Origin of the sequence: Salipiger marinus, from assembly GCF_035481585.1 — a bacterium.
In the GTDB taxonomy this organism is placed as follows: Bacteria; Pseudomonadota; Alphaproteobacteria; order Rhodobacterales; family Rhodobacteraceae; genus Salipiger; species Salipiger marinus.
Window position 1 is genome coordinate 88918 of sequence record NZ_JAYKSL010000016.1, and the last position, 21314, is coordinate 110231.

Genomic DNA, 21314 nt, shown 5'->3' on the forward strand with positions numbered 1-21314 from the left:
TCTAGGGCACCCGCAGTTCCGGCGCGGCCCCGATCAGCATCCGGGCATAATCGGTCTGCGGCGCGTCAAAGATACGGTCGGTCGGGCCTTCCTCCACCAGCGATCCGTGATGGATCAGCGCCACCCGGTCGCAGAGGTAACGCACCACCGCCAGATCATGGCTGATGAAGAAATAGGTCAGCCCCAGCCGGTCCTGCAATTCGATCAGCAGGTTCAGCACCTGCGCCTGCACCGACACGTCCAGCGCCGAGGTCGGCTCGTCCAGCAACAGCAGATCAGGGCCCGAGGCCAGCGCGCGGGCGATGCCGATGCGCTGGCGCTGGCCACCGGAAAATTCATGCGGATGGCGGCCCAGATGCTGCGGCCCCAGCCCCACCAGCGTCAGCAGTTCCGCCGCGCGCTCGCGCTGCTGCGCCGCGCTCAGCCGCAGCAGATCGTGGTGGATCACCATGGGTTCGGTGACGATCTGCCCCACGCTCATCCGGGGATTGAGCGAGGCATAGGGATCCTGAAACACGATCTGCACCCGCGCCCGGAGCGCGCGCAGCGCCTTGGCCGACAGCTTCGCCATGTCCTGCCCTTCGAACAGGATCCGCCCCGATGTAGGCTCTTCCAGCCGCAGGATCGACCGGGTCAGCGTGGTCTTGCCCGATCCCGACTCCCCCACAAGCCCAAAGCTCTGCCCGCGCGTGACGTCCAGCGACACGCCTTTCAGCGCCTGCACCGGGGCCGCGCGGCCAAACAGGCCGCTGCGCCCGGCATAGGTCTTGGTCACGTTTTCGATGCGCAGGATCGGATCAGATGTGCTTTCAGACATGGGGGGCATCCTCCGTCACCGGGTGCAGGCAGGCAACCTCGTGCCCCGGTCCCTGCGGGGTCAGCGGCGGCACCGCCGCGCGGCAGGCCTCGGTCGCGCGGGTGCAGCGCGGCGCGAAGCGGCAGCCGGGGGGCGGCTGGATCAGGTCGGGCACCGTGCCCTCCAGCCCCTGCAGGCCGCCGCGCGGCGTGTCGCGGGTGGGGATCGCCGCCATCAGCGCGCGGGTATAGGGATGCGCCGGGCGTTCGATCACCTGCCGCACCGGCCCGCGTTCCACCACATTGCCCGCATACATCACCGCCACATGGCTGCAGGTCTGCGCCACCACCCCCAGATTATGGGTGATGAGGATGACGCCCAGATCATGCTCCGCCACCATGGCCTTGAGCAGGGTCAGGATCTGCGCCTGCACGCTGACGTCCAGCGCGGTGGTCGGCTCGTCCGCGATCAGCAGGTCGGGCCGCCCGATCAGCGCCATGGCGATCAGCACCCGCTGCCGCATCCCGCCCGAAAATTCATGCGGATAGCTCATCATCCGCGTCTCGGGATCCGGAATGCCCACCTGCCGCATCATGTCCAGCGCCAGCGCGCGCGCCCCGGCCCTGCGGCTGCGCGCGGGTGGCAGGATCGTGGGATCATGCCGCGCGGCGGCCAGCGCCACATCCACCAGCTGCGTGCCGATCCGCGCGGTGGGGTTAAGGTTGGTGGTCGGATCCTGAAAGATCATGCCGATGCGCTTGCCGCGCAGCGCCTGCATCTCGCGCGGGCTCAGCGCGCGCAGGTCGCGCCCCTCAAGCGTGATCTCGGCCGAGATATAGCGCGCGGGCGGCTCCGGCAGCAGCCGCGAGATGCTGAGCCCGGTCAGCGACTTGCCGCAGCCCGACTCGCCCACCAGCCCCCAGATCTCGCCCCGGTTCACGCACAGCTCCACCCCGTTCAGCACATGCGCCTCGCCTTCGAAGCTGCGCATGGCCAGATGCAGGTTGCGGATGTCCAGCAGAGGAACGGTCATCAGCGGCGTCCTTTCGGATCAAGACTGTCGCGCAGCCCGTCGCCCAGCAGGTTGAAGCCAAAGACGGCGATGAACATGGCCAGCCCGGGGCCCATCGCGGTCCACCAGTAATCCGGCATATAGGCGCGCGAGGTCGACAGCAGCGTGCCCCATTCCGGCGTGGGCGGGCGCACCCCGATGCCGATGAAGCCAAGCCCCGCCACGGTCAGGATGGCAAAGCCCATGTCCAGCGACATCTTCACGATGATGGGCGACACGCAGTTGGGCAGCACATGCCGGAACAGGATCCGCCCCGGCCCCGCGCCAAGCGCGCGCGCGGCGGTGACATAAACCTCCTCGCGGGCGGCCAGCACCTCGCCGCGCACCAGCCGCGCATAGCCCGGCCACCAGCTCAGCGAGATGGCCAGAACCATGTTCTGGAACCCCGGCCCAAGGGCTGCGGCAATCGCCATGGCAAGGATCAGCCCCGGAATGGTCAGCGTCAGATCGGTGAGCCGCATCAGCGCCTCGTCGGTCCAGCCGCCGACATAGCCCGCAACGGCGCCGACCAGCGTGCCGATGGCGGCGCCGATCAGCACCACGCCGAACCCCGCCAGCACCGACACGCGGGTGCCGCCCAAGGTCAGGCTCAGCACGTCCTGCCCCAGCTCGTTGGTGCCCAAGGGATGCGCCAGCGACGGCGGCTGGAACCGCTCGGCGGTGGACACGGCGCCCGCGATGTCCTGCGGATAGGGCGCGATCATCGGGCCGAACACTGCCAGCAGCAGCACCACCGCCACCATCACGGCGCCGATCACCGACAGGCGGCTCTGGCGGAACCGGAACAGCGCACGGGCCAGACGGTCGGGGCGCGGGGGAACGGACACGGCGTCGGTCATGAATAACGGACCTTCGGATTGATCAGCCCATAGGCAAGGTCGATCAGCAGATTGGCAAAGACGAACAGCAGCCCGATGACCAGCGCGACCCCGATCACCGGCATCATGTCCTGCGACAGGATCGCCTTGGTGGCGTAAAGCCCCAGACCCGGCCAGTCGAACACCGTTTCCACCAGCACCGTGCCCCCCAGCAGCCAGCCGAAATAAAGCCCGATCACGGTCAGCGTGGCCGACACCGCGTTGCGCGCGATGGTGCGGGTCAGGATCAGATGGCGCGGCAGGCCAAGCGCGCGGGCGGTCATCACGTAATCCTGCCCCATCACCTCGATGGTCGACGACCGCATCATCCGCATGATGGTGGCAAGGGGGCTCAGCGACAGCGCCAGCGCAGGCATCAGCAGATGCAGCAGCGCGGTGCGCAGCACGTCCCATTGCCCGGTCAGCGCGGCGTCAATCGTGATGAAGCCGGTGATGGGCTCGGGCGGGAACACGATGATCGGCAGCCGTCCGGCCAGCGGCAGCCAGTTCAGCCACATGGCGAAACAGAGCTGCAGCAGCAGCCCAAGGAAAAAGCGCGGCATGGAAATCGCCCCGATCGCCAGCACCTGCGACAGGTAATCCGGCCATCGGTTGCGCCAGAGCGCGGTCAGCAGCCCCAGCGGAATGCCCAGCCCCACCGCCAGCAGCATGGCGGCCAGCACCAGTTCCAGCGTCGCGGGCAGATAGGCGGCCAGATCGGCGGCCACCGGGCGCCGGGTCAGCAGCGACGTGCCGAAATCCCCCTGCACCAGCCCCGCGACATAGGTGCCGTATTGCTCCCAGACCGGACGGTCCAGCCCGAACTCCGCCGCCAGCGCCGCGCGTTCGGCGGCGGTGGCATTGGGACCGGCGGCCAGCCCCACCGGATCGCCGGGCAGCAGGCGGGCGATGGCAAACATGATGACCGTCAGCCCGACAAGGACCGGCACCAGCATCAAGAGCCGTCTGAGGATGAACGTGATCATGGGGCCTCCGTCGCTTGCGGCGCAAGGAATACAATCTCCGCCCGCCCTGGACAGAGCGGGCGGAGACGCGGCAGGGGTGGTCCGTCAGGGAGCAACCTCGCCCCCCCTGCCTGTCGGGTGTCACAATGACAGCGGCCAAGCCTCGATGGCGTTGGAGGCAACCGGCGTGAACCGATAACCCTGCACCGCCTCGCGCAGGCCCAGCTTGCGGTTTTCCAGCACGCCGAAGATGTCGGGCGCATCGGCGACCACAGCCTTCTGGAACTCCAGATAGATCGCGGCGCGCTTTTCGGGATCGGTTTCCACCCGGCCCGCCTCGATCAGCGCGTCGACCTCGGGATTGGCATAGACCGCATTCGACCAGCCGCCATTGCGCGAGCTGTGATAGGCGGCATAGGCGATGTTGTCCGGGTCGCCGTAATTCGCGGTCTGATAGACCGGGAACAGATCCGGGAACGTCTCGGGCGAGGCGCAGGCCGCCACCATGTCCGGCCAGTTCAGCGGCTGGATCTCCAGCCCGATGTTCAGCGCCCGCAGGTTGTCCAGCAGGATCAGCGACCAGCGCCGCTGCTGTTCCAGCCCGGACACATGCACCATGCGCAGCGTCAGGCCGCCATCGGCCCATTCGGTCTGCGCCAGATATTCGCGCGCCTTGTCCAGATCCTGACGCGGCACGTCCAGATCGGGGTCAAAGCCGAAAATGCCATTGGGCAGCGGCCCGGTCATCAGTTCGGCATAGCCCGCCGAGGCCAGAATGGCCTCGTAATCCACCGCATGGCTGATCGCGCGGCGCAGGTTCACATCGGCCATCGGCCCCTGCGCGGTGTTCATCTTGATGGAGAAGGTGCGGTATTCCGGCTCGATCACCCGGACCACCCCCGGCGCGCCTTCCAGCGCGTCCATGTCCTCCGAGGTCAGATCCACCGCCACATGCGCCTCGCCGCGCTGCAGCATCAGCCGCTGCGTGGCGGTTTCGCGCACGATCTGCCAGATCACCCCGTCCAGATTGCCGCCCTCGGGCTGCCATGCGTTTTCGGCACGGGCAAGGTAATACATCGTGCCGACCTGAAACCGCTCGACCGTGAACGGCCCGGACCCGGCCTCGTTGGACATCAGCCAAGTCTGGCCGTCATCCTCGCCCAGATTGGCCTCCACCTGCGCCTGCTCGGCGACAAAGATCCACGGCATCACCGCAAGGAAGGCGGCAAAAGGCGCATCCAGCGTGAAGCGCACGGTGTGATCGTCCACCGCCTCGATCTGGCCCGGCTGCACGATGCCACGGATCATCCAGCTGTTGCCCTTGGCCAGCCGCAGCGCCCGTTCAAAGGAATAGACCACATCGGCGGCGGTCACCGGGGCGCCGGAATGGAACACCGCGTCGGGGTTCAGCTGGAAGGTCCAGACCAGTCCATCTTCGGAATTTTCCCAGCTCTGCGCCAGACCCGGCACCGGCTCCGCGCTTTCGCCTGCCACCCGCACCAGCGGATCATAGACGTTGCGCATCAGGAACGACGCCGAATAGCCCGAGGCCACATGCGGGTCGAAATTGGGGATGTCCTGACCGGAGGCGATGATCAGGATGTTGCGCCCCTGCTGCGCGAACAGCGCGGCAGGCAGCGTGGCGCTGGCAAGGCCGGCACCGGCCATGGCCAGCAGGCCGCGGCGAGAGATGTTGAAGGCGTGGGTCACGTGTCTCACTCCATGTCGGGGGAAGGATCGGGGGGCTTTGCGCCCCCTTCTTTGGGTCATTTCACCGGGGCCTCTTCCGCCAGCTTGGCGGCGGTCCCGTATTCGCTGCGGGCGTGGCCGGGCGTGATGTAGCCAAGCGCCAGATCCCGCGACACCGCCGCCGGATCCCGGTCAGAGGCCGGGCCATAGCCTGCACCACCCGCCAGAACGATCTCCACGATCTGGTCGGTGCCGGTGATGCTCAGCAGATCGCCGGTGCCCACGTCGCGCGTCACCTGCCCCTCAGGGTCAAGGATGCGGCCAGAGGCGGCCCCGCCCGGCTTGCCGCCGAACAGCCCCTCGATGGGGTTGTTGACGCCCTCGGGGTAACAGGAGACCAGCATTTCCAGCCCGTCCTCCGCGATCTTGCGGAAGCGCACGCGCTGGCCCAGACCGCCCCGGAACTGACCCGGCCCGCCGCTGTCGGGGGCATAGACCTTTTCCAGCACCAGCACCGGCGCGCGGCTTTCCATCAGCTCGATGGAGGTATTGGCGGCAGAGGTCGGCCATAGCAGCGCCGACACCCCGTCGCCCCGCGCCGAAGCCCCCTGCCCGCCGCCCGAAAACAGCATGTCGGAGTAAAGCCGCCCCTGCCCGTCGGTGCCATAGACATTGGCCACGGTCGGCAGGCCGGTATGCGACTGCACCGCGCCGGGGGACGCCCCCGCCAGCGCCTTGAAGATGTTGGGCGCGATATACCAGCCGGTGCGCGTGCGCAGGTTCACCGCCGCCGGACGTTTCGGGTTCAGGATCGACCCCTCCGGCGCCGTCACCGTAAAGGGCCGGTAACAGCCCGCATTGCCCCGCACCGCCGGTGTCAGCATGCATTTCAGCGGATAGGTGGCATGGGCGGCGGTGTAATTCAGCGTGGAATTCAGCCCGCCCTGCGGCAGCTGCGGCGGCGCGCCGTCAAAATCCACACTCAGGCTGTCGCCCGCGACCGTCACCAGCACCGGATAGCTCAGCACCTCGCCCAGCGGGTTGTTGGTGATGACCGACCGGTATTCGCCATCGGGAATGGCGGCAATGGCCGCGCGCATCGCGCGTTCGGACCGGCCCTGCACCACCTCGGCCAGCGCGCCCAGATCCTCCATCCCGTAATCGGACATGAAGGACAGAAGCCGCCCCGCCCCCAGATCGTTCGCCGCGACAAAGCTGAAGATGTCGCCCAGCACCTGATCGCCGTTGCGCACGTTCTCGCGGATCAGCTCAATCAGGCTGTCATTCCACACCCCGGCGTCGCAGAGCTTCATCGGCGGGATCTGCAGACCTTCCTCATAGATCTCGCGGGCGCGCAGGCTGTCCTTGGTGCCGCCGATGTCGGAGACATGGCCCACCGTGCCCATCAGCCCCACCAGCTTGCCATCGCGGAAGGCGGGCGTGACGATGGCGATGTCGAAGAGATGCCCGGCACAGAGCCACGGATCGTTGGTGATCAGCACGTCGCCCGGCTTCAGCGTCTCTGCCGGATAGCGCGCCAGCAGCGCCTTGACCGCGCGCGGCAGCGTCAGGTTGAACACCGGCATGGCGCGCGGGCTATGCGCCAGCGTCTCGCCCTCCGCATCCAGCAGCTCGCAGGCAAAATCCTGGCTTTCCGCGATCACCAGCGAAAACGCGGTGCGGCAGACGGTCAGCCACATCTCTTCCACCACGTTGACCAGCCGCGACCACATGATTTCCAGCCCGATGGGATCGGCCTCGATCCGTGCCACCGCCTGCGCGCGGCTCATGTCGGCGGTGACCAGCGCCGCCGCCTCGGGCAGCGCGCCCACGCGCACGCACAGCGTCAGGCTCGCGTCGATCTCCACCGTATCGGCGGGGCCGACCACGGTGGTGGATTCCCGCTCCTCGATGATGGCGGGACCGGTGATCGTGTCGCCGGGGCGCAGCGCATAACGGTCATAGACCGGCGTCTCATAAGCCCCTTCGGCAAAATGACAAAGCCGCGTCGACTTGATCTGCGCCGCCGCATCGCCACCGCCCGCAGCCCCGGTCAGCGCCAGATCCGGCACCGGGCCCGACACGCGGGTGCGGAAATTCACCGCCTCGATGCGCGCACCTTCAAAGGGGGCGGCAAACCGCGCGGAATAGGCCGCGACAAAGCGCGCGCGGATCTCGTCCAGATTGGCCTCCGACAGCGCGCCCTCGGGCAGCGCCACGGTGATCTCGTGCATCTGCCCGACCAGCCGCATGTCGGCGGTGCGTTCCACCACCAGCGCCTGCGGATCGACCCCGGCCCGGGTCAGATGGTGACGGCCCTCCGCCTCCAGCCCTTCCAGAATCCCGTTCAGCGCGTCGGCGTCAAAGCCCGGCGCCAGTTCCATCCGGCGCGACCGCACATCCTCGTGCGACAGCGGTGCCGCAAGGAACCCCAGGGCCGAAGCCGCCCCGGACGCGGGCGGCACCAGCACCGATCCGATGCCCATGGCCCGCGCCACATCGACCGCATGGGCCGGACCCGCGCCGCCAAAGCCCACCATCGCATATTGCCGCGGATCCTTGCCGCGCTCCACCAGATGCACCCGCGCGGCAGAGGCCATGCTTTCCACCACGACCTTGTGGATGCCAAGCGCGGCCTCCTCGATGCCCAGCCCCAGCGGTTCGGCCACGCGGCCCACCGCAGCCCGCGCCGCGTCCAGATCCAGCGCCATGCGCCCGCCCAGAAAGAAGCCCGGATCGTAATAGCCCAGCACCAGATTGGCGTCGGTCACCGTGGGCTGCAGCCCGCCCATGCCGTAACAGGCCGGGCCCGGATCGGATCCGGCAGACTGCGGGCCGACCTTCAGCAGCCCCACCTCGTCAATCGCGGCGATGGACCCGCCGCCCGCGCCGATCTCGATCATCTCGATCACCGGCGCCTTGATCGGCAGGCCCGATCCTTTGGTAAAGCGATGGACGCGCGCGGCCTCCATCATCGGCGCCACCTCGGCGCGGCCATTCTCGATCATGCAGGCCTTGGCGGTGGTCCCGCCCATGTCGAAGGAAATCACATCCTCCAGCCCCGCCGCCTTGCCGAACAGCGCCGTCGCCAGCCCGCCGCCCGCAGGCCCGGATTCCAGCAGCCGGATCGGGAAATCCCGCGCCGTTTCCAGCGACACCAGCCCGCCCGCCGAATGCATCAGCCGCAGCGCGCCCGCAAAGCCCGCCTCGGTCAGCGCGCCTTCCAGCTTGGTCAGATACCGCACCATCAGCGGCTGGACAAAGGCGTTGGCGGCGGTCGTCACCACCCGCTCGTATTCGCCCATCTCCGCCACCACCGCAGAGGACAGCGACACCGCCACCTGCGGATACTCCGCCCGGATCAGCTCGGCGGCGCGCTGTTCATGCGCGGGGTTGATGTAGCTGTGCAGGAAAGCGATGGCGATCGCCTCCACCCCCTGCGCCACCAGCTCGCCCGCCGCGCGCAGCACCGCCGCCTCGTCCAGCGGCGTCAGCACCCGGCCTTCGGCATCCACCCGCTCCGGCACGTCCAGCCGCATGTCGCGGCGCACCAGCGGCTCGGGGAAGGTCACGAACAGGTCGTAAATGTCATAACGCTGCTCCGTGCCCATCTCGAGGATGTCGCGGAACCCTTCGGTGGTGATCAGCCCCACCGGCGCGCCCTTGCGTTCGATCACCGCGTTGGTGACCAGCGTGGTGCCATGCACGATCTCGGACACGTCGGCATGGGTGATGCCGTTCATCTCCAGCAGTTCCCGCAGCCCCAGCAGCGCCGCCTCGGACGGATCATGCGGCGTGGTCAGACGCTTGTGCAGCGCCACCTGCGCGTTCTGGCCATCATACAGCACAAAATCGGTGAAGGTGCCGCCAATGTCGAAACCGACGCGCCAGCGGGAAGATGCAGAGGTCATGGGGTCGTCCTGTTGCTGAAATCGGGGGCGCGGAAGATCGGATCGCCAAAGCGCTGCGCCAGATCTGCGGCGCGCGCGCCAAGGGCCGCGATCATCGCGTCACGGTCCTGCGGTGTGACCACCGCATGCGGATAGACAAGGCACAGCGCCACCGCCTCGCCCGTCCCGGGGTCGCCCACGGCGACCGAAATGCCCTCGACCCCCGGAGTGGTCTCCTGAATCGACAGCGAATAGCCCTGCGCGCGGCAGGCGGCGATGCGCGGCAGGATGGTGTCCAGATCGGGATGCCCGGCATAAAGCGCGGCCAGATCCGTCTCGGGCAGCCGCGCCAGCAGCGCCCGGCCCGTGGCGGCCAGATGCGCGGGCAGATGCTGGCCGATATTGGACACCACGCGCAGCGCGGCGGTGCCCTCGAAATCGACCACCGCCGTCACCTCCTGCCCGATGCGGATGGAGATGTATCCGGTATGGCCATACTGCCGCGTCACCGCCGCCACCGCCTCCGCCGCGTCGCGCATCAGGCTCGACGACTGCCGGAACGCCGCTGCCAGATCCAACATCATGGCGCCGGGCCGGTGCTGGCGGCTGTCGCCGATGGTCTCCAGCATCCCGCATTCCCGCATCGCCTTCATCAGCCGCGAGGCCGAGGCCTTGGGCAACCCCAGCCGCGCGCCCACCTCGGTCACGGTGATCGCGTGACAGCCGGAGCCAAACAGGCGCAGAACCTCGGCGGCATTGGTGAGCGTGGACATGGGCCTCCCGTTTGTTCCGATTTATGGAACCATGGTTTCGCATAACGGAGCATATTTGCTGCCGCTAGGGCAAGTCCGAAGTCGCGCCCCGGCAGAAAAAAACCCGCCGGCGCGAACCGGCGGGTTTCTTTGCCCAAGTTTTTGGCAGTCAAGCGGTCAGGCGGCGCCGCGCCGCTCGACGATCCGCGCATGCAGGCTCGCCCCCACCGGCAGGATCGCGTCATCCAGCACAAAGCCCGGATTGTGCAGCGGCACCCCGCTGCCATGGCCCAGATTGAAAAAGGCGCCCGGCACCACCGCCAGCAGATCGGCCATATCCTCGGATCCCATGGTGGGCTCGGCATCGGCCTGCGCCTGATCCCCCAGCAGCTCCTGCGCCACGGCGATCAGGTCGGCGGTGCGCTCGGGGTCGTTGCGCAGCACGGAAAAGATGTGGCGGTGATCCAGCGCCACCTCCAGCCCGCAGATCCGGGCCACCCCCTCACAGGCGGCCTCCATCTCGGCCACGATCAGCGGCTCGTCCGGCTCGTGGAAAAACCGCGTGGTGCCCGACAGCACCGCCCGGTCGGGAATGACGTTATAGGCCGATCCCGCCTGCATCTGCGTGACCGACACCACCGCCTGATGGTTCGGATCGATGCGCCGCGCCACGATCTGCTGCAGCGCCCCGATCAGCAGGCCCGCGGCGGGCACCGGATCGCGGCTCATCTGCGGCATGGCGCCATGCGCCCCCTGCCCCGTGATCGTGATGTCGAAAAACCCCGCCCCGGCCTGCGCCGGCCCCGGCCGCACCGACACCCGGCCAAACGCGCTATAGGGCGAGTTGTGCAGGCCATACAGCTCGTCACAGGGAAAGCGGTCGAACAGCCCGTCCGCCAGCATCGCCCGCGCGCCACCCAGACCTTCCTCGGCAGGCTGGAAGATGAACACCGCGCGCCCGGCAAAATCGCGGCGCTGCGCCAGATACCGCGCCGCCCCCAGCAGCATGGTCATATGGCCGTCATGGCCGCAGCCATGGAACACCCCGGGATTGACCGAGGCATAGGGCAGGTTGGTCCGCTCCTCCATCGGCAGCGCGTCCATGTCCGACCGCAGCCCGATGGTGCGCCCGGGACGGCTGCTCTCCAGCACCCCCACCACGCCGGTGCCGCCGATGCCGGTGGTCACCTCCACCCCCCAGCCGCGCAGCAGATCCGCGATGCGGGCGGCGGTGCGGTGTTCCTGAAACCCGATTTCGGGGTGGCGGTGGAAATCGTGGCGCAGGGCGGTCAGGTCATCGGCAAAGGCGGCGATGTCGGGCAGGACAGACATGGGCAGGCTCCGGATCAGATCAACGCGCCCGACCATGACCGCCCGCCCCCGCGATGTCCAGCCGCGGGCTCAGTCCTCCGCCGGACCCAGCAGCCGCTCCAGCTCGAACATCGCGACCTCGACCAGCGCCCGGTCGACCCGCCCGCCGCGCAGCCGGATCAGCCAGCCGCCGCGATCCTGCTCCGCCTCCAGCGTCAGGCCAGACCGCAGCGGTCGCGGGCGCGGCGGCGGCGCGGCCTTTTTCGGGCGCCCGCCCCGGCTTTTGTCCGCCACGGGGGCCACCCCGTCCAGGGCTGCCGCAATCATCTCGGCCTCTTCCGCCGGGGTCTCGGGCACGCGCACCGCCAGCGCCTCGCGCAGCCGCGCCTCGGCGCCCTCGCGCAGCGCCGTGGCGATCCGCAGCCCCTCCTTCTCCTTGATGAGATCGGGAAAGGTCAGCATGTCGCCCAGTTCCTCGAAGATCAGCGCAAAGCTGCGGATCTTCGACCGCTTCGCCTTGGAGGCCATGGGGAAGAGCGCGTTCACCGCCTCTTCGGTATTCACGAACGCGCCCTGCTGCGCCGCGATCACCGCGATCCGCCCGCGTTCGAACTGCGACAGCGAGGCGCGGATCTCGTTCTCTTCGATCATCGCGGCAAAGGTGCCGCCCATGGCGGCGGGATCGCGCAGCACCGCCTTGATCGTGGCATGGCGCGGATCCTTGGTCAGCGCGTGCAGGTCGCGCACCGCCTTCAGCCGCCGGTAGCCCGACAGCAGGCCATAGCGGAAGCCGCGCGGATCGTCGGGGGTGGCAAAGACCTCGATCGGCAGGCGCAGCCCGCCCTTGGCGATGGAGGCTTTCAGCTCGTCCATCTCTTCGGCATCCAGCACCACCCGGTCGCGCACCAGCGCATCGGCATCGATCTGGTCCAGTGGCAGTTCCAGCATCACCAGACCGCGGCCTTCGGCGGTGCGCAGCCGTTCCGCATCGGCGCGGTCCTTGGCGGCCTCGGCCCGCTGCGGGGCAGGGCGCGGATCATGATGGGTCGCGGCCTCGGCGGCCACCTGCGCAATCGGGGCGCTCATCGGACCCCGGGCGCTGTCGCGCCGGAATTCCTCTTCCAGCCGGGTCAGATCCTCCGGCGAGGGTGCCTCGAGTTTCCGCCGTTTTGCCATCAGACCGCCTCCCGCTCTGCCGCCATCATCTGCTGGTCCCGCCACCATGTGCCAAGGATCACTTCCTTGACCTCGGCCCATGTGCGGTCAAAGGTTTCGCGTCCGCGCACATAGGTGTCGCGGTTGAAATCGCGGTAATCGGTCTCGTAGATGCCCGAGACCTGCTCGCCCGCCTGCCCCACCATCGCGGTCATCTCCTGCCGGTAGGTGGTCATGAAATCCCCGAAATAGGCCTGGATGACATTGGCCAGATCGGTCTGCTGCGCCGCGTCGAACCGCGTCACCAGCGCCCGCACCGCGTCCCATTCGAACCGCATCTCCGGCAGGCCATCGGCGCGGCGCACGCGATTTTCGCCATCCTCGATCGAGGCGAAGGTCGAATAGATCATGTCGAAGAACCGGCCCGTGCTGTCAAACTCCAGAAACGAGGCGCCCAGCGGCACCAGCAGGATATCCGCCGCCGACAGCGCGTTGATGGTCAGATAGCCAAGCGCGGGCGGCGTATCGAGCAGGATGATGTCATACTCGGCCAACATGCCGCCATCCTCCAGCGCATGGGTCAGCGCATCCCAGAGCGGCCAGCTCAGCGACTGCATCCGCCAGACCGGCACCTGAAACTCCGCCCAGTAGAGATTCAGCTGCGCACCGATCAGGTCGATGTTCGGCCAGTGAGTCTTCTGGACAAGGTTTCGTGGCGAAACCTCTAAGGCAGCGGTCAGCGTCTCATCAAATTGGTAAGGACTCTGCCCGCTCGCCGCGCGCACGTCGTTTTCCGCCTGAAGATGCAGGGCATAGTCCCGTGCCAGCATCGGGAACACCGTCTGCCATTCATCCTCGACCTTGCCGCCCATGATCGAGGTCATCGAGCCCTGGCTGTCCAGGTCGATGACCAGCACCTTGTAGCCGTCAAGTGCGGCCGACATGGCCAGATGCGCGCAGGTCGAGGTCTTGCCGACGCCACCCTTGAAATTCGCCACCGCGACGACCTTGGCGGGCAGGCCCTCGGGCCGCCATGCGCGATATTCTCGGTCCTTGGCGCCTTCCTCGGCGAAATGGTCGCGCAGGCGCAGCACCTCTTCCAACGTATACCATTTGGAGCCGCTTTCACCTTCGCCCTGCGGCAGATCCGGGTTCTGCCGCAATACGCGGCGCAGATGCGCGGCATTGACCGGGATCAGGTAGCGGCAGACTTCCCATGTGGAGAATTTGCGCAGCCGCTTGGTCCCGTCAGGCGCATAGCCACGGCGGGCGAGATCGTCGCGCCCGCGCATGGCAAAGGCCGCAGCCTTGGCAAAACGCGCGGTGTCGATGGGCGCGGACAGCTTTTCCGCCGCCTCCGCCGGGTCTATGTTGAAATAGGGTGGCAGGTCTGCCTTGGGCGGCGTGCCCGGTTTATGTGCCATGAAGCCTCGCCATGTGCGCTGTTCGACGCGATATGCGGCCATCTATGGCACATGCCGGGCGGGAAGTGAATCGGCTTGGCAAGGCGCAGCTCTTTTCCGGGATCATTGAGACGAAACAGCATCGGTATGTTTGAGGATATTTGAGTCTTTTAAGATCTTTAGCCCAAGATAAATACTGAAAAGTTAACGTGTTACACCCGGACGGGTGCCCGTGGACAGGATTCCGGGCGCCCGGATACAGGGGCAAGGGGACCCGTTTTCGGGATCACGGGTGCTGATTCCCGGTCTGGCGAGGGTTTTTTGACTCTGCAGGGTCGTTTGGGGTGGTTTTTCACCGCAACAGGCTCTCTGGCCCGCGAATCGCGGCGGCCTCTCCGGGGCTGGTTCCTGCAAATGGATACCTTTGGAGGTTCGGCTTTTCCGCAAGGTGCCCGTTTGCGGGGGCGGTTCAAGGTGCCAGAGCCGGTCTTGTCAGCGGATACCTTTTCCCCGACACTGGCGCAACCGGGAGCAGGGGCGACTCGCGCAGCCTTTCCCGGCCCCATTCCGCCTCCGGGCCAGAGCAGACAGAAGGCCGTTCATGGACGACATTCCCCGCGACAGGCTCAGCGGTCCGCTGCGCCGTGGTGCCGTGAAGAAACATGTGGCGGCGATCCATGTGTCTGGCAAGCTGACGCTGCTGCAGCGCAAGCTCAGCAACGTGCTGCTGCTTAATGCCTATGATACGCTGACCTCGCAGCCGCGGCACCAGATTGATGCGCGCACGCTCTGCCTGATGATCGGGTATAATTCGAACGACATGGAGACGCTGAAGGCCAGCCTGCGCGGGCTGGCCGAGACGGTGGCGGAATGGGACATGCTGGACGAGAGGGGCCAGCAGGAATGGGGGGTTTCGGCGCTGCTGTCCTATGCCAAGCTGAAGGGCGGTGTCTGTGAATATGCCTACTCGCCAGCGCTGGCGGAGAAGCTGCACGACCCCAAGGTGTTTGCCCTGATCAACCTCAACATCCAGCGGCGCTTCACCTCTGGCCATGCGCTGGCGCTTTACGAGAACTGCTATCGCTTCGTGCGGACCGGCTCTACCGGCTGGTGGTCGCTTGATCTGTTCCGCCGTCTGATGGGGGTGGCCGACAGCCCTTACTATGATGTCTACAAGCAGCTGAATGCCAAGATCATCAAGCCTGCCGTGGCGGAGGTGAACAAGACCTCGAACATCCTGCTGACCCCCGAGACCCGCAAGATGGGCCGGACGGTCACCGACATCCGCTTCCTGATCGCCTTGAATCCGCAGCTGTCGATCCTCGATCTTGATGACGGCGAGGGGCTGCGGAGCTCCGATCTTTATGCGCGGCTGCGCGGGCTTGGGGTGTCGGACCGGCTGGCGCGGCAATGGCTGGGGGAGCATGGGGCGGATCACGTCCGGCAGAAGCTCGATTATGTCGCGGGTCAGGACGGGGTGAAAAACGCCGTGGGCTATCTGACCAAAGCTCTGCGCGAGGATTATGGCTCGGAGGTTTCGCCACGAAACGCCGCTCCCAGCACAACCAGAGCGCGAAAGCTGGAGCGGATCCGCGATCTGGCCGCCGCCCGCAAGCCGACCCAGCGGGATGCCGACAAGCGGCTCTTCATGGCCCGGCTAGACGGCGCACGCCGGGACGATTTCGAACGGCACGGCTGGATGTCGGCCCTGAATGCCGAGGCCATCGCCGCCTTCTGGGAGGAACTGTCGCCCGGGGCCTTCGACGGCATCGACTGAGCCGATCACTTTTTCGGGAACTTCTGAACCTTTTCCGGGTTGGCCCAAGGGACGCGGCACGGGGGACAGATCCGGAGTGAGACCTTGGCACCTATCCATGCTCCCGCTGGTCCTGACCGGCTGTGCGGGGCGCCACAACTGGCTGGCTTCCGCCGGGGCCGAGGCACAGGCCGTGGAGGATCTGTTCTGGGTTCTGATCCTTGGGGCGGCGGTGATCTGGTCCTTGGTGATCGGGCTTGCCATCTATGCGCATCAGACCTCTGCGCCGCGCAAGGAGCCGCAGGCGCGGCGTTTCATCGTCTGGGGCGGGGCGGCCCTGCCCACGCTGGTGGTGGGTGGCCTGCTGATCTGGGGCATGGTCATCCTGCGCGACATCACTGCCAAGGAGGGCGACCTGACGGTGCGGGTGGATGGCGAACGCTGGTGGTGGCGGGTGATCTATGACGGACCGGACGGTCCGTTCACCACTGCGAATGAAATCCGTCTGCCGCAGGGCCAGACCACGCTGTTCCGCCTGACCGCCGATGACGTGATCCATTCCTTCTGGGTGCCGGCGCTTGGCGGCAAGATGGACATGATCCCCGGACGCGAGACGTCGCTGACCCTGACCCCGCTGGAGCAGGGCAACTGGGGCGGCATCTGTGCCGAATATTGCGGCGGCGCCCATGCGCTGATGCGGTTCGACACCATCGTGATGCCACCCGACGATTTCCGGACATGGCTTGCCGCCGAGGCCGCACCCGCCGAGGTCGCCGCCGATGATCCGGGCTGGCAGGTGTTTCTGGACGAGGGCTGCGGCGCCTGCCACACCCTGCGCGGCACCGAGGCGCAGGGCCCGGTCGGCCCGGACCTGACCCATATGGCCAGCCGCAAAAGGCTGGGCGCGGGCATCTATGCCATGACCCCGGAAAACCTGAGCCGCTGGATCACCGACACGGACCGCATGAAGCCGGAGGTTGACATGCCCGCCTATCCCCATCTGTCGGGCGCCGAGCTGGAGGCGCTTGTCACTTTCCTGATGAGCCTCGAATGACCGACGAAATCAAGCTCAGCGACCTGCCGCCGCCCGAGCCCTATGACAAGGCCCGCGACGAGGCGCAGCGCGCCCGGCTGATGAAGGTCTGGGAGGCGCCGAAGGGCTGGCGCAAGATTTCCGCCGTGAACAACTCGCTGGTGGGCAAATGGTATCTGCTGGTGTCGTTCGGCTTTTTCACCTTTGCGGGCATTCTTGCGCTGATGATGCGCGCGCAGCTGGCGGTGCCGAACAACGACCTGTTCTCGCAGGAGCTTTATAACCAGCTGTTTACCTTGCACGGCACGGCGATGATGTTCCTCTTTGCCGTGCCGATCTTCGAGGCGGTGGCGATCCTGATCCTGCCCGAGATCCTTGGCGCGCGGGATCTGCCGTTTCCACGGCTGTCGGCCTTCGGCTTCTGGTGTTTTGTCATCGGCGGCGTGTTTGTCTGCGGGTCGATCTTTTTTGGCGTGGCGCCGGATGGCGGCTGGTTCATGTATGCGCCGCTGTCCTCCAACCCCGACTACAGCGGGCTGGGCACCGACATCTGGCTGCTGGGGCTGAGCTTTATCGAGGTTTCTTCGATCGCGGCGGCGGTGGAGCTGATCGTGGGGGTGCTGAAATCGCGCCCGCCGGGGATGCGGCTGAACCTGATGCCGCTTTACTGCTGGTATGTGCTGGTGGTGGCGGGAATGATCCTGTTCGCCTTTCCGCCGCTGATCGCGGGCGATCTGCTGCTGGAGATGGAGCGCGCCTTTGGCTGGGCGTTCTTCGATGTGGACCGGGGCGGCGATCCGATCCTGTGGCAGCACCTGTTCTGGATTTTTGGCCATCCGGAAGTGTATATCGTCTTTCTGCCCTCCATCGCGCTGGTGGCGACCATCCTGCCCACCTTTGCGGGCCGTCCCATGGTGGGGCATAGCTGGATCGTGCTGTCGGCGATCGGGGTGGCGTTCCTCAGCTTCGGGCTGTGGGTGCATCACATGTTCACCACCGGGCTGCCCGAGATCTCGCTGGGGTTCTTTTCGGCGGCCTCGGAAGCGGTGGCGGTGCCGACCGGCATCCAGATTTTCTGTTTCATCGCCACGATGCTGGTGGCCAAGGTGCGGCCTTCGGTGCCGATGCTGTTTGCGGGCGGGGCGCTGGCGATCTTTGTCTTTGGCGGGCTGACCGGAGTGATGGTGGCGCTGGTGCCGTTCGACTGGCAGGCGCATGACACGCATTTTGTGGTGGCGCATCTGCATTACACGCTGATCGGCGGCATGCTGTTCCCGCTGTTTGCCGGGATCCATTACTGGTATCCCTTTGTCACGGAACGCATGTTCAGCATCCGCACCGCAAAATGGAGCTTCTGGCTGCTGTTTGTCGGGTTCAACATCGCCTTCCTGCCGATGCACTGGACGGGGGTGATGGGCATGCCGCGCCGGGTCTGGACCTATGATCTGGCCGATGGCTGGGGCCTGCTGAACATGATCTCCACCATCGGCGCCTTTGTCTTTGCGGCGGGGTTTGCGGTGCTGGCGGCGAATGTGTTGTGGCCGCGCGGGCGGCAGGCGCCGGTGGCGCGCAATGTCTGGAACGCGGGCACGATGGAATGGTCCGAAGAGATTCCGGGCAAGCCATGGGGCGTGCGGTCCATTCCCTATATCCACACCCGGTACCCGCTGTGGGAACAGCCCGATCTGATCGGGCAGGTCGACCGCGGCGAATGGTTCCTGCCCGATGCCGAGGAGGGCGAGCGCGAGCTGATCGTGACCGACATCCTTGACGCGCGGCCGCTGTTCGTGCAGCGCGTCGGCGGCCCGAGCTATCTGACGCTGGGGTCGGCGGGCTGTCTGGGCACGGTGTTCATTCTGGCCACCTTCCATCTGTGGGCGCTGACGCTGATCTTTTTTGCGGGCTTCGTGGGGTTCACGCTGTACTGGCTGTGGACCGGCACGGCGCGGATCCCCGCGACCCCGGAAAAGCCGGTGGGGCGCGGGCTGGTGCTGCCCACCTATGCGCAGGGCAACCGGTCCTCGGGGTGGTGGGCGGTGTTCATCACCATGACCGGCGACATGACCGCCTTCATGGGGCTGGTGTTTTCCTATTTCTATTACTGGACGGCGGTCCCCGCCTTTCTGCCCGAGGCGGCGCGGCTGCCGGTCTTTGGCTGGCTGGTGGCGGGGCTGGCGGGTGTTCTGGCGGGCTGGGGGCTGACCCTGCTGTCGCGGCAGGTGCTGCGGCAGGGGCGGCGCGGGCTTGCCATGGTCACGCTGGCGGGGTCGGTGGTGCCTTCGGCGCTGGGGCTTGGCGGGTTTGTCTGGGCGGCGCAGGCGGCGGGGCTGGATCCGACGCGGACCTCGTTTGACGCGATGGTGTGGATGCTGGTGCTGTGGCTGGGCCTGCATCTGGGGCTGAACTGGGTGATGCAGCTGTATGTGACGGCACGGATCTATGCAGGGCACTGCACGCCGCGGTATTGCGCCGACCATTACAACCTGACGCTTTACGGGCATTTTGTGGTGATCACCGGGCTGACCACCTTTGGCCTGCTGGCGCTGTTCCCGATGCTGATGGGGGTGTTCGGATGAGACCCAAGCACGCCCCCCGCGTGATCGATCAGGGATCGGTCTGGATCCTTGTGGCGGTGCCGTCGATCTGGGCGGGGCATTTCCTGCTGAGCTACTGGATCGCCGCGATCTGGTGCGCCAAGCTGCCCGCAGGCGCGAGTCTGGCCGAGATCCGCTGGGTGATCGCCGGGCTGGGCGCGCTGTCCATCGCCGCCATCGCCGGGCTGGGGGTGATTGCGGTGCGGCGCTATGGCGGCGAGTTTCTGGTGTTCGAGGAGATCACCGAAAGCTCTGAACGGGGGCGGGACCGGTTCATCGGCCATGTGACGCTGCTGCTTTGCGGGCTGTCGGTGATGGCCACGCTGTTCACGGTGATCCCCGGGCTGGTGATCGGGCAATGCTGAGCCTGCCGCGCCTTGCCGGGCTTGGGCTGCTGGCGGGGCTGTGGCTGTCGCCGCTGCCGGGCTATGCGGGCGGGTCGATGGTGCTGCATATGGTGCTGCATCTGGGCGTGACGGCGGTGGTGCCCGCGCTGCTGGCGCCACGCCTGCCCGGTCCCGTGGGGCCGGTGACGCTGGTGCTGGCGGCGGCGGCGGAGATGGCGGTGGTCTGGGGCTGGCATCTGCCGGGGCCGCATCTGTGGGCGCGGCTGTCGGAGACGGGTTTCGTGCTGGAGCAGGGCAGTTTCCTTGCTGCGGGCTGCCTGCTTTGGGCGGTGGTGCGCGGGGCGGGGGCCTTTGGCGGTGCGGTGGTGCTGCTGGCGACGACCATGCACATGACGCTGCTGGGGGCGCTGATCGGGCTGAGCCCGCGCGATCTTTATGGCGGGATTTGCGCCGGGCATCTGGGGCTGAGCGCGCTGGAGGAACAGCAGGTTGCGGGCGCGCTGATGGCCGGGGCAGGGGGGGCGCTGTATCTTGCGGCGGCGCTGCACCGGCTGGCGCGGGCGCTGCACCTGACGGAGGAACGGGCATGAAGGGCAGGCATATTCTGGCCGCCGCGGGCGGAGCTGGGCTGGCGGGGGCCGCGTTTTTCTGGTTCGCGCCCTATAACATCGCCGCCTCGCAGGAGCATCTGCCGGGCGTGGGCGAGGCGCTGCACCAGTATCTGCGCAATTCCGTCAACCAGCGCGCCGAGCCGGTGGAGATTCCGCCGCAGGTTGATCTGGCGGATGCGGGGCTGGTGCGGCTGGGGGCGGGGCATTTCGCCACCGGCTGCGCCACCTGCCATGGTGCGCCGGGGATCCCGCGCAACCCGGTGGTGCAGGGGATGCAGCCGGAGCCGCCCATGCTGACCTCGGAGGATTTTACGCCCGAAGGCTTCTGGTGGATCGCGCGGCACGGGTTCAAATATACCGGCATGCCCGCATGGCCCGGCGAGGCGCGCGAGGTGGAACCTTGGGCTCTGGCGGCTTTCCTCATGCGCTATGACAGTTTCGACCGGCAAAGCTATGAAGAGGCGGCCTTTGGCAGGGCAGGGGCCTATGACGGCGATGCGATCCGGCTGGGCGGGCTGCCCGGCGCCATCCCGCCCGAGGTAACCTGCGCGCGCTGCCATGGCGAGGATGGCATGGGCCGCGACGGCACCGCGCCGAAACTTGCGGGCCAGTCGGAGACGTGGCTGGTGCAGGTGCTGGAGGCCTATGCCAGCGATCACCGCCAGAGCGGATTTATGGAGCCGATCGCCGCACCGCTGAGCGATGACAGCCGCGCCACGCTGGCCGCGCGTTATGCCGCGATGCCCGGCGACTGGCAAGGCCGGGCGCTGGCCATGGGCGATGCCGCCCGGGGCGAGGAGCTTGCGCAGCAGGGCAGCGAACATGACGACATCGCCAGCTGCGCCTCCTGCCATCTGGGCGAGGGGGCGGACGGGCTGAGCCCGCGCCGCGCCGACACGCCGCGCATTGCCGGGCAGGACGGATACTGGATTTACAACTGGCTGCTGATGTATCGCGACGGTCCGGTGCCCGAAACCGAGCGCGGCCATCTGATGGAGGCGGCGGCGAGGTGGCTGGACGATGAGGATATCGCCGATCTGGCGGCCTATTTCGCCGCGCTCTGACGGCCCGCGCGTAACAGAA

Annotated in this window: 16 protein-coding genes; 6 read left to right on the forward strand and 10 right to left on the reverse strand. The window is 67.2% G+C overall.

Annotated elements, in window-relative coordinates:
* Nucleotide 1 precedes the first annotated feature (1 nt).
* From VK682_RS19230 to VK682_RS19275, 10 genes are all read right to left on the reverse strand, one after another.
* Nucleotides 2–817 (reverse strand): ATP-binding cassette domain-containing protein, encoded by an 816-nt coding sequence (locus tag VK682_RS19230; RefSeq protein WP_324782400.1) that lies wholly within the window; start codon nt 815–817, stop codon nt 2–4.
* Nucleotides 810–1829, reverse strand: a complete 1020-nt coding sequence (locus VK682_RS19235; protein ID WP_324782401.1) for an ABC transporter ATP-binding protein — start codon at nt 1827–1829, stop codon at nt 810–812. The genes VK682_RS19230 and VK682_RS19235 overlap by 8 nt, the downstream gene beginning before the upstream one ends.
* The gene (locus tag VK682_RS19240; protein ID WP_089850951.1) at nt 1829–2707 is read right to left on the reverse strand and encodes an ABC transporter permease; all 879 of its coding nucleotides are present in this window, start codon (nt 2705–2707) and stop codon (nt 1829–1831) included. The genes VK682_RS19235 and VK682_RS19240 overlap by 1 nt, the downstream gene beginning before the upstream one ends.
* Entirely contained in the window at nt 2704–3711 is a 1008-nt protein-coding gene (locus tag VK682_RS19245; protein WP_324782402.1) for an ABC transporter permease, read from the reverse strand. Before VK682_RS19245 ends, VK682_RS19240 begins: the two co-directional genes overlap by 4 nt.
* A 120-nt stretch (nt 3712–3831) precedes the next feature.
* Nucleotides 3832–5400: an ABC transporter substrate-binding protein gene (locus VK682_RS19250; RefSeq protein WP_324782403.1), complete on the reverse strand. Its 1569-nt coding sequence runs from the start codon at nt 5398–5400 to the stop codon at nt 3832–3834.
* Nucleotides 5401–5456: 56 nt separating this feature from the next.
* Nucleotides 5457–9290, reverse strand: coding sequence for a hydantoinase B/oxoprolinase family protein (locus tag VK682_RS19255; RefSeq protein WP_324782404.1), 3834 nt, complete (start codon nt 9288–9290; stop codon nt 5457–5459).
* Nucleotides 9287–10042: an IclR family transcriptional regulator gene (locus VK682_RS19260; RefSeq protein WP_324782405.1), complete on the reverse strand. Its 756-nt coding sequence runs from the start codon at nt 10040–10042 to the stop codon at nt 9287–9289. The genes VK682_RS19255 and VK682_RS19260 overlap by 4 nt, the downstream gene beginning before the upstream one ends.
* Before the next feature lie 156 nt (nt 10043–10198).
* Nucleotides 10199–11353, reverse strand: coding sequence for an amidohydrolase (locus VK682_RS19265; protein WP_324782406.1), 1155 nt, complete (start codon nt 11351–11353; stop codon nt 10199–10201).
* 69 nt (nt 11354–11422) lie between these two features.
* Complete coding sequence (locus VK682_RS19270) at nt 11423–12508, reverse strand: ParB/RepB/Spo0J family partition protein (RefSeq protein ID WP_089850943.1); 1086 nt, start codon at nt 12506–12508, stop codon at nt 11423–11425.
* The gene (locus tag VK682_RS19275) at nt 12508–13911 is read right to left on the reverse strand and encodes an AAA family ATPase (RefSeq protein ID WP_324782407.1); all 1404 of its coding nucleotides are present in this window, start codon (nt 13909–13911) and stop codon (nt 12508–12510) included. The genes VK682_RS19270 and VK682_RS19275 overlap by 1 nt, the downstream gene beginning before the upstream one ends.
* A gap of 580 nt (nt 13912–14491) precedes the next feature.
* Between VK682_RS19275 and VK682_RS19280 the strand changes: the two genes are divergently transcribed.
* The 6 genes from VK682_RS19280 (at nt 14492) to VK682_RS19305 (ending at nt 21295) form a co-directional block, all read left to right on the forward strand.
* Nucleotides 14492–15667, forward strand: coding sequence for a replication initiation protein (locus tag VK682_RS19280; protein ID WP_324782408.1), 1176 nt, complete (start codon nt 14492–14494; stop codon nt 15665–15667).
* Between the two features lie 97 nt (nt 15668–15764).
* Nucleotides 15765–16700, forward strand: coding sequence for a cytochrome c oxidase subunit II (gene coxB / locus VK682_RS19285; RefSeq protein ID WP_324782410.1), 936 nt, complete (start codon nt 15765–15767; stop codon nt 16698–16700).
* Nucleotides 16697–19255 carry a cbb3-type cytochrome c oxidase subunit I gene (locus tag VK682_RS19290; RefSeq protein WP_324782411.1) on the forward strand — a complete coding sequence of 853 codons (2559 nt, stop codon included), beginning with the start codon at nt 16697–16699 and terminating at the stop codon, nt 19253–19255. Before coxB ends, VK682_RS19290 begins: the two co-directional genes overlap by 4 nt.
* Complete coding sequence (locus VK682_RS19295; RefSeq protein WP_324782412.1) at nt 19252–19638, forward strand: hypothetical protein; 387 nt, start codon at nt 19252–19254, stop codon at nt 19636–19638. The genes VK682_RS19290 and VK682_RS19295 overlap by 4 nt, the downstream gene beginning before the upstream one ends.
* On the forward strand, nt 19632–20210 hold the full coding sequence (locus tag VK682_RS19300; RefSeq protein WP_324782413.1) for a cytochrome c oxidase assembly protein: 579 nt from the start codon (nt 19632–19634) through the stop codon (nt 20208–20210). Before VK682_RS19295 ends, VK682_RS19300 begins: the two co-directional genes overlap by 7 nt.
* Nucleotides 20207–21295: a c-type cytochrome gene (locus VK682_RS19305; RefSeq protein WP_324782414.1), complete on the forward strand. Its 1089-nt coding sequence runs from the start codon at nt 20207–20209 to the stop codon at nt 21293–21295. The genes VK682_RS19300 and VK682_RS19305 overlap by 4 nt, the downstream gene beginning before the upstream one ends.
* Nucleotides 21296–21314 lie beyond the last annotated feature (19 nt).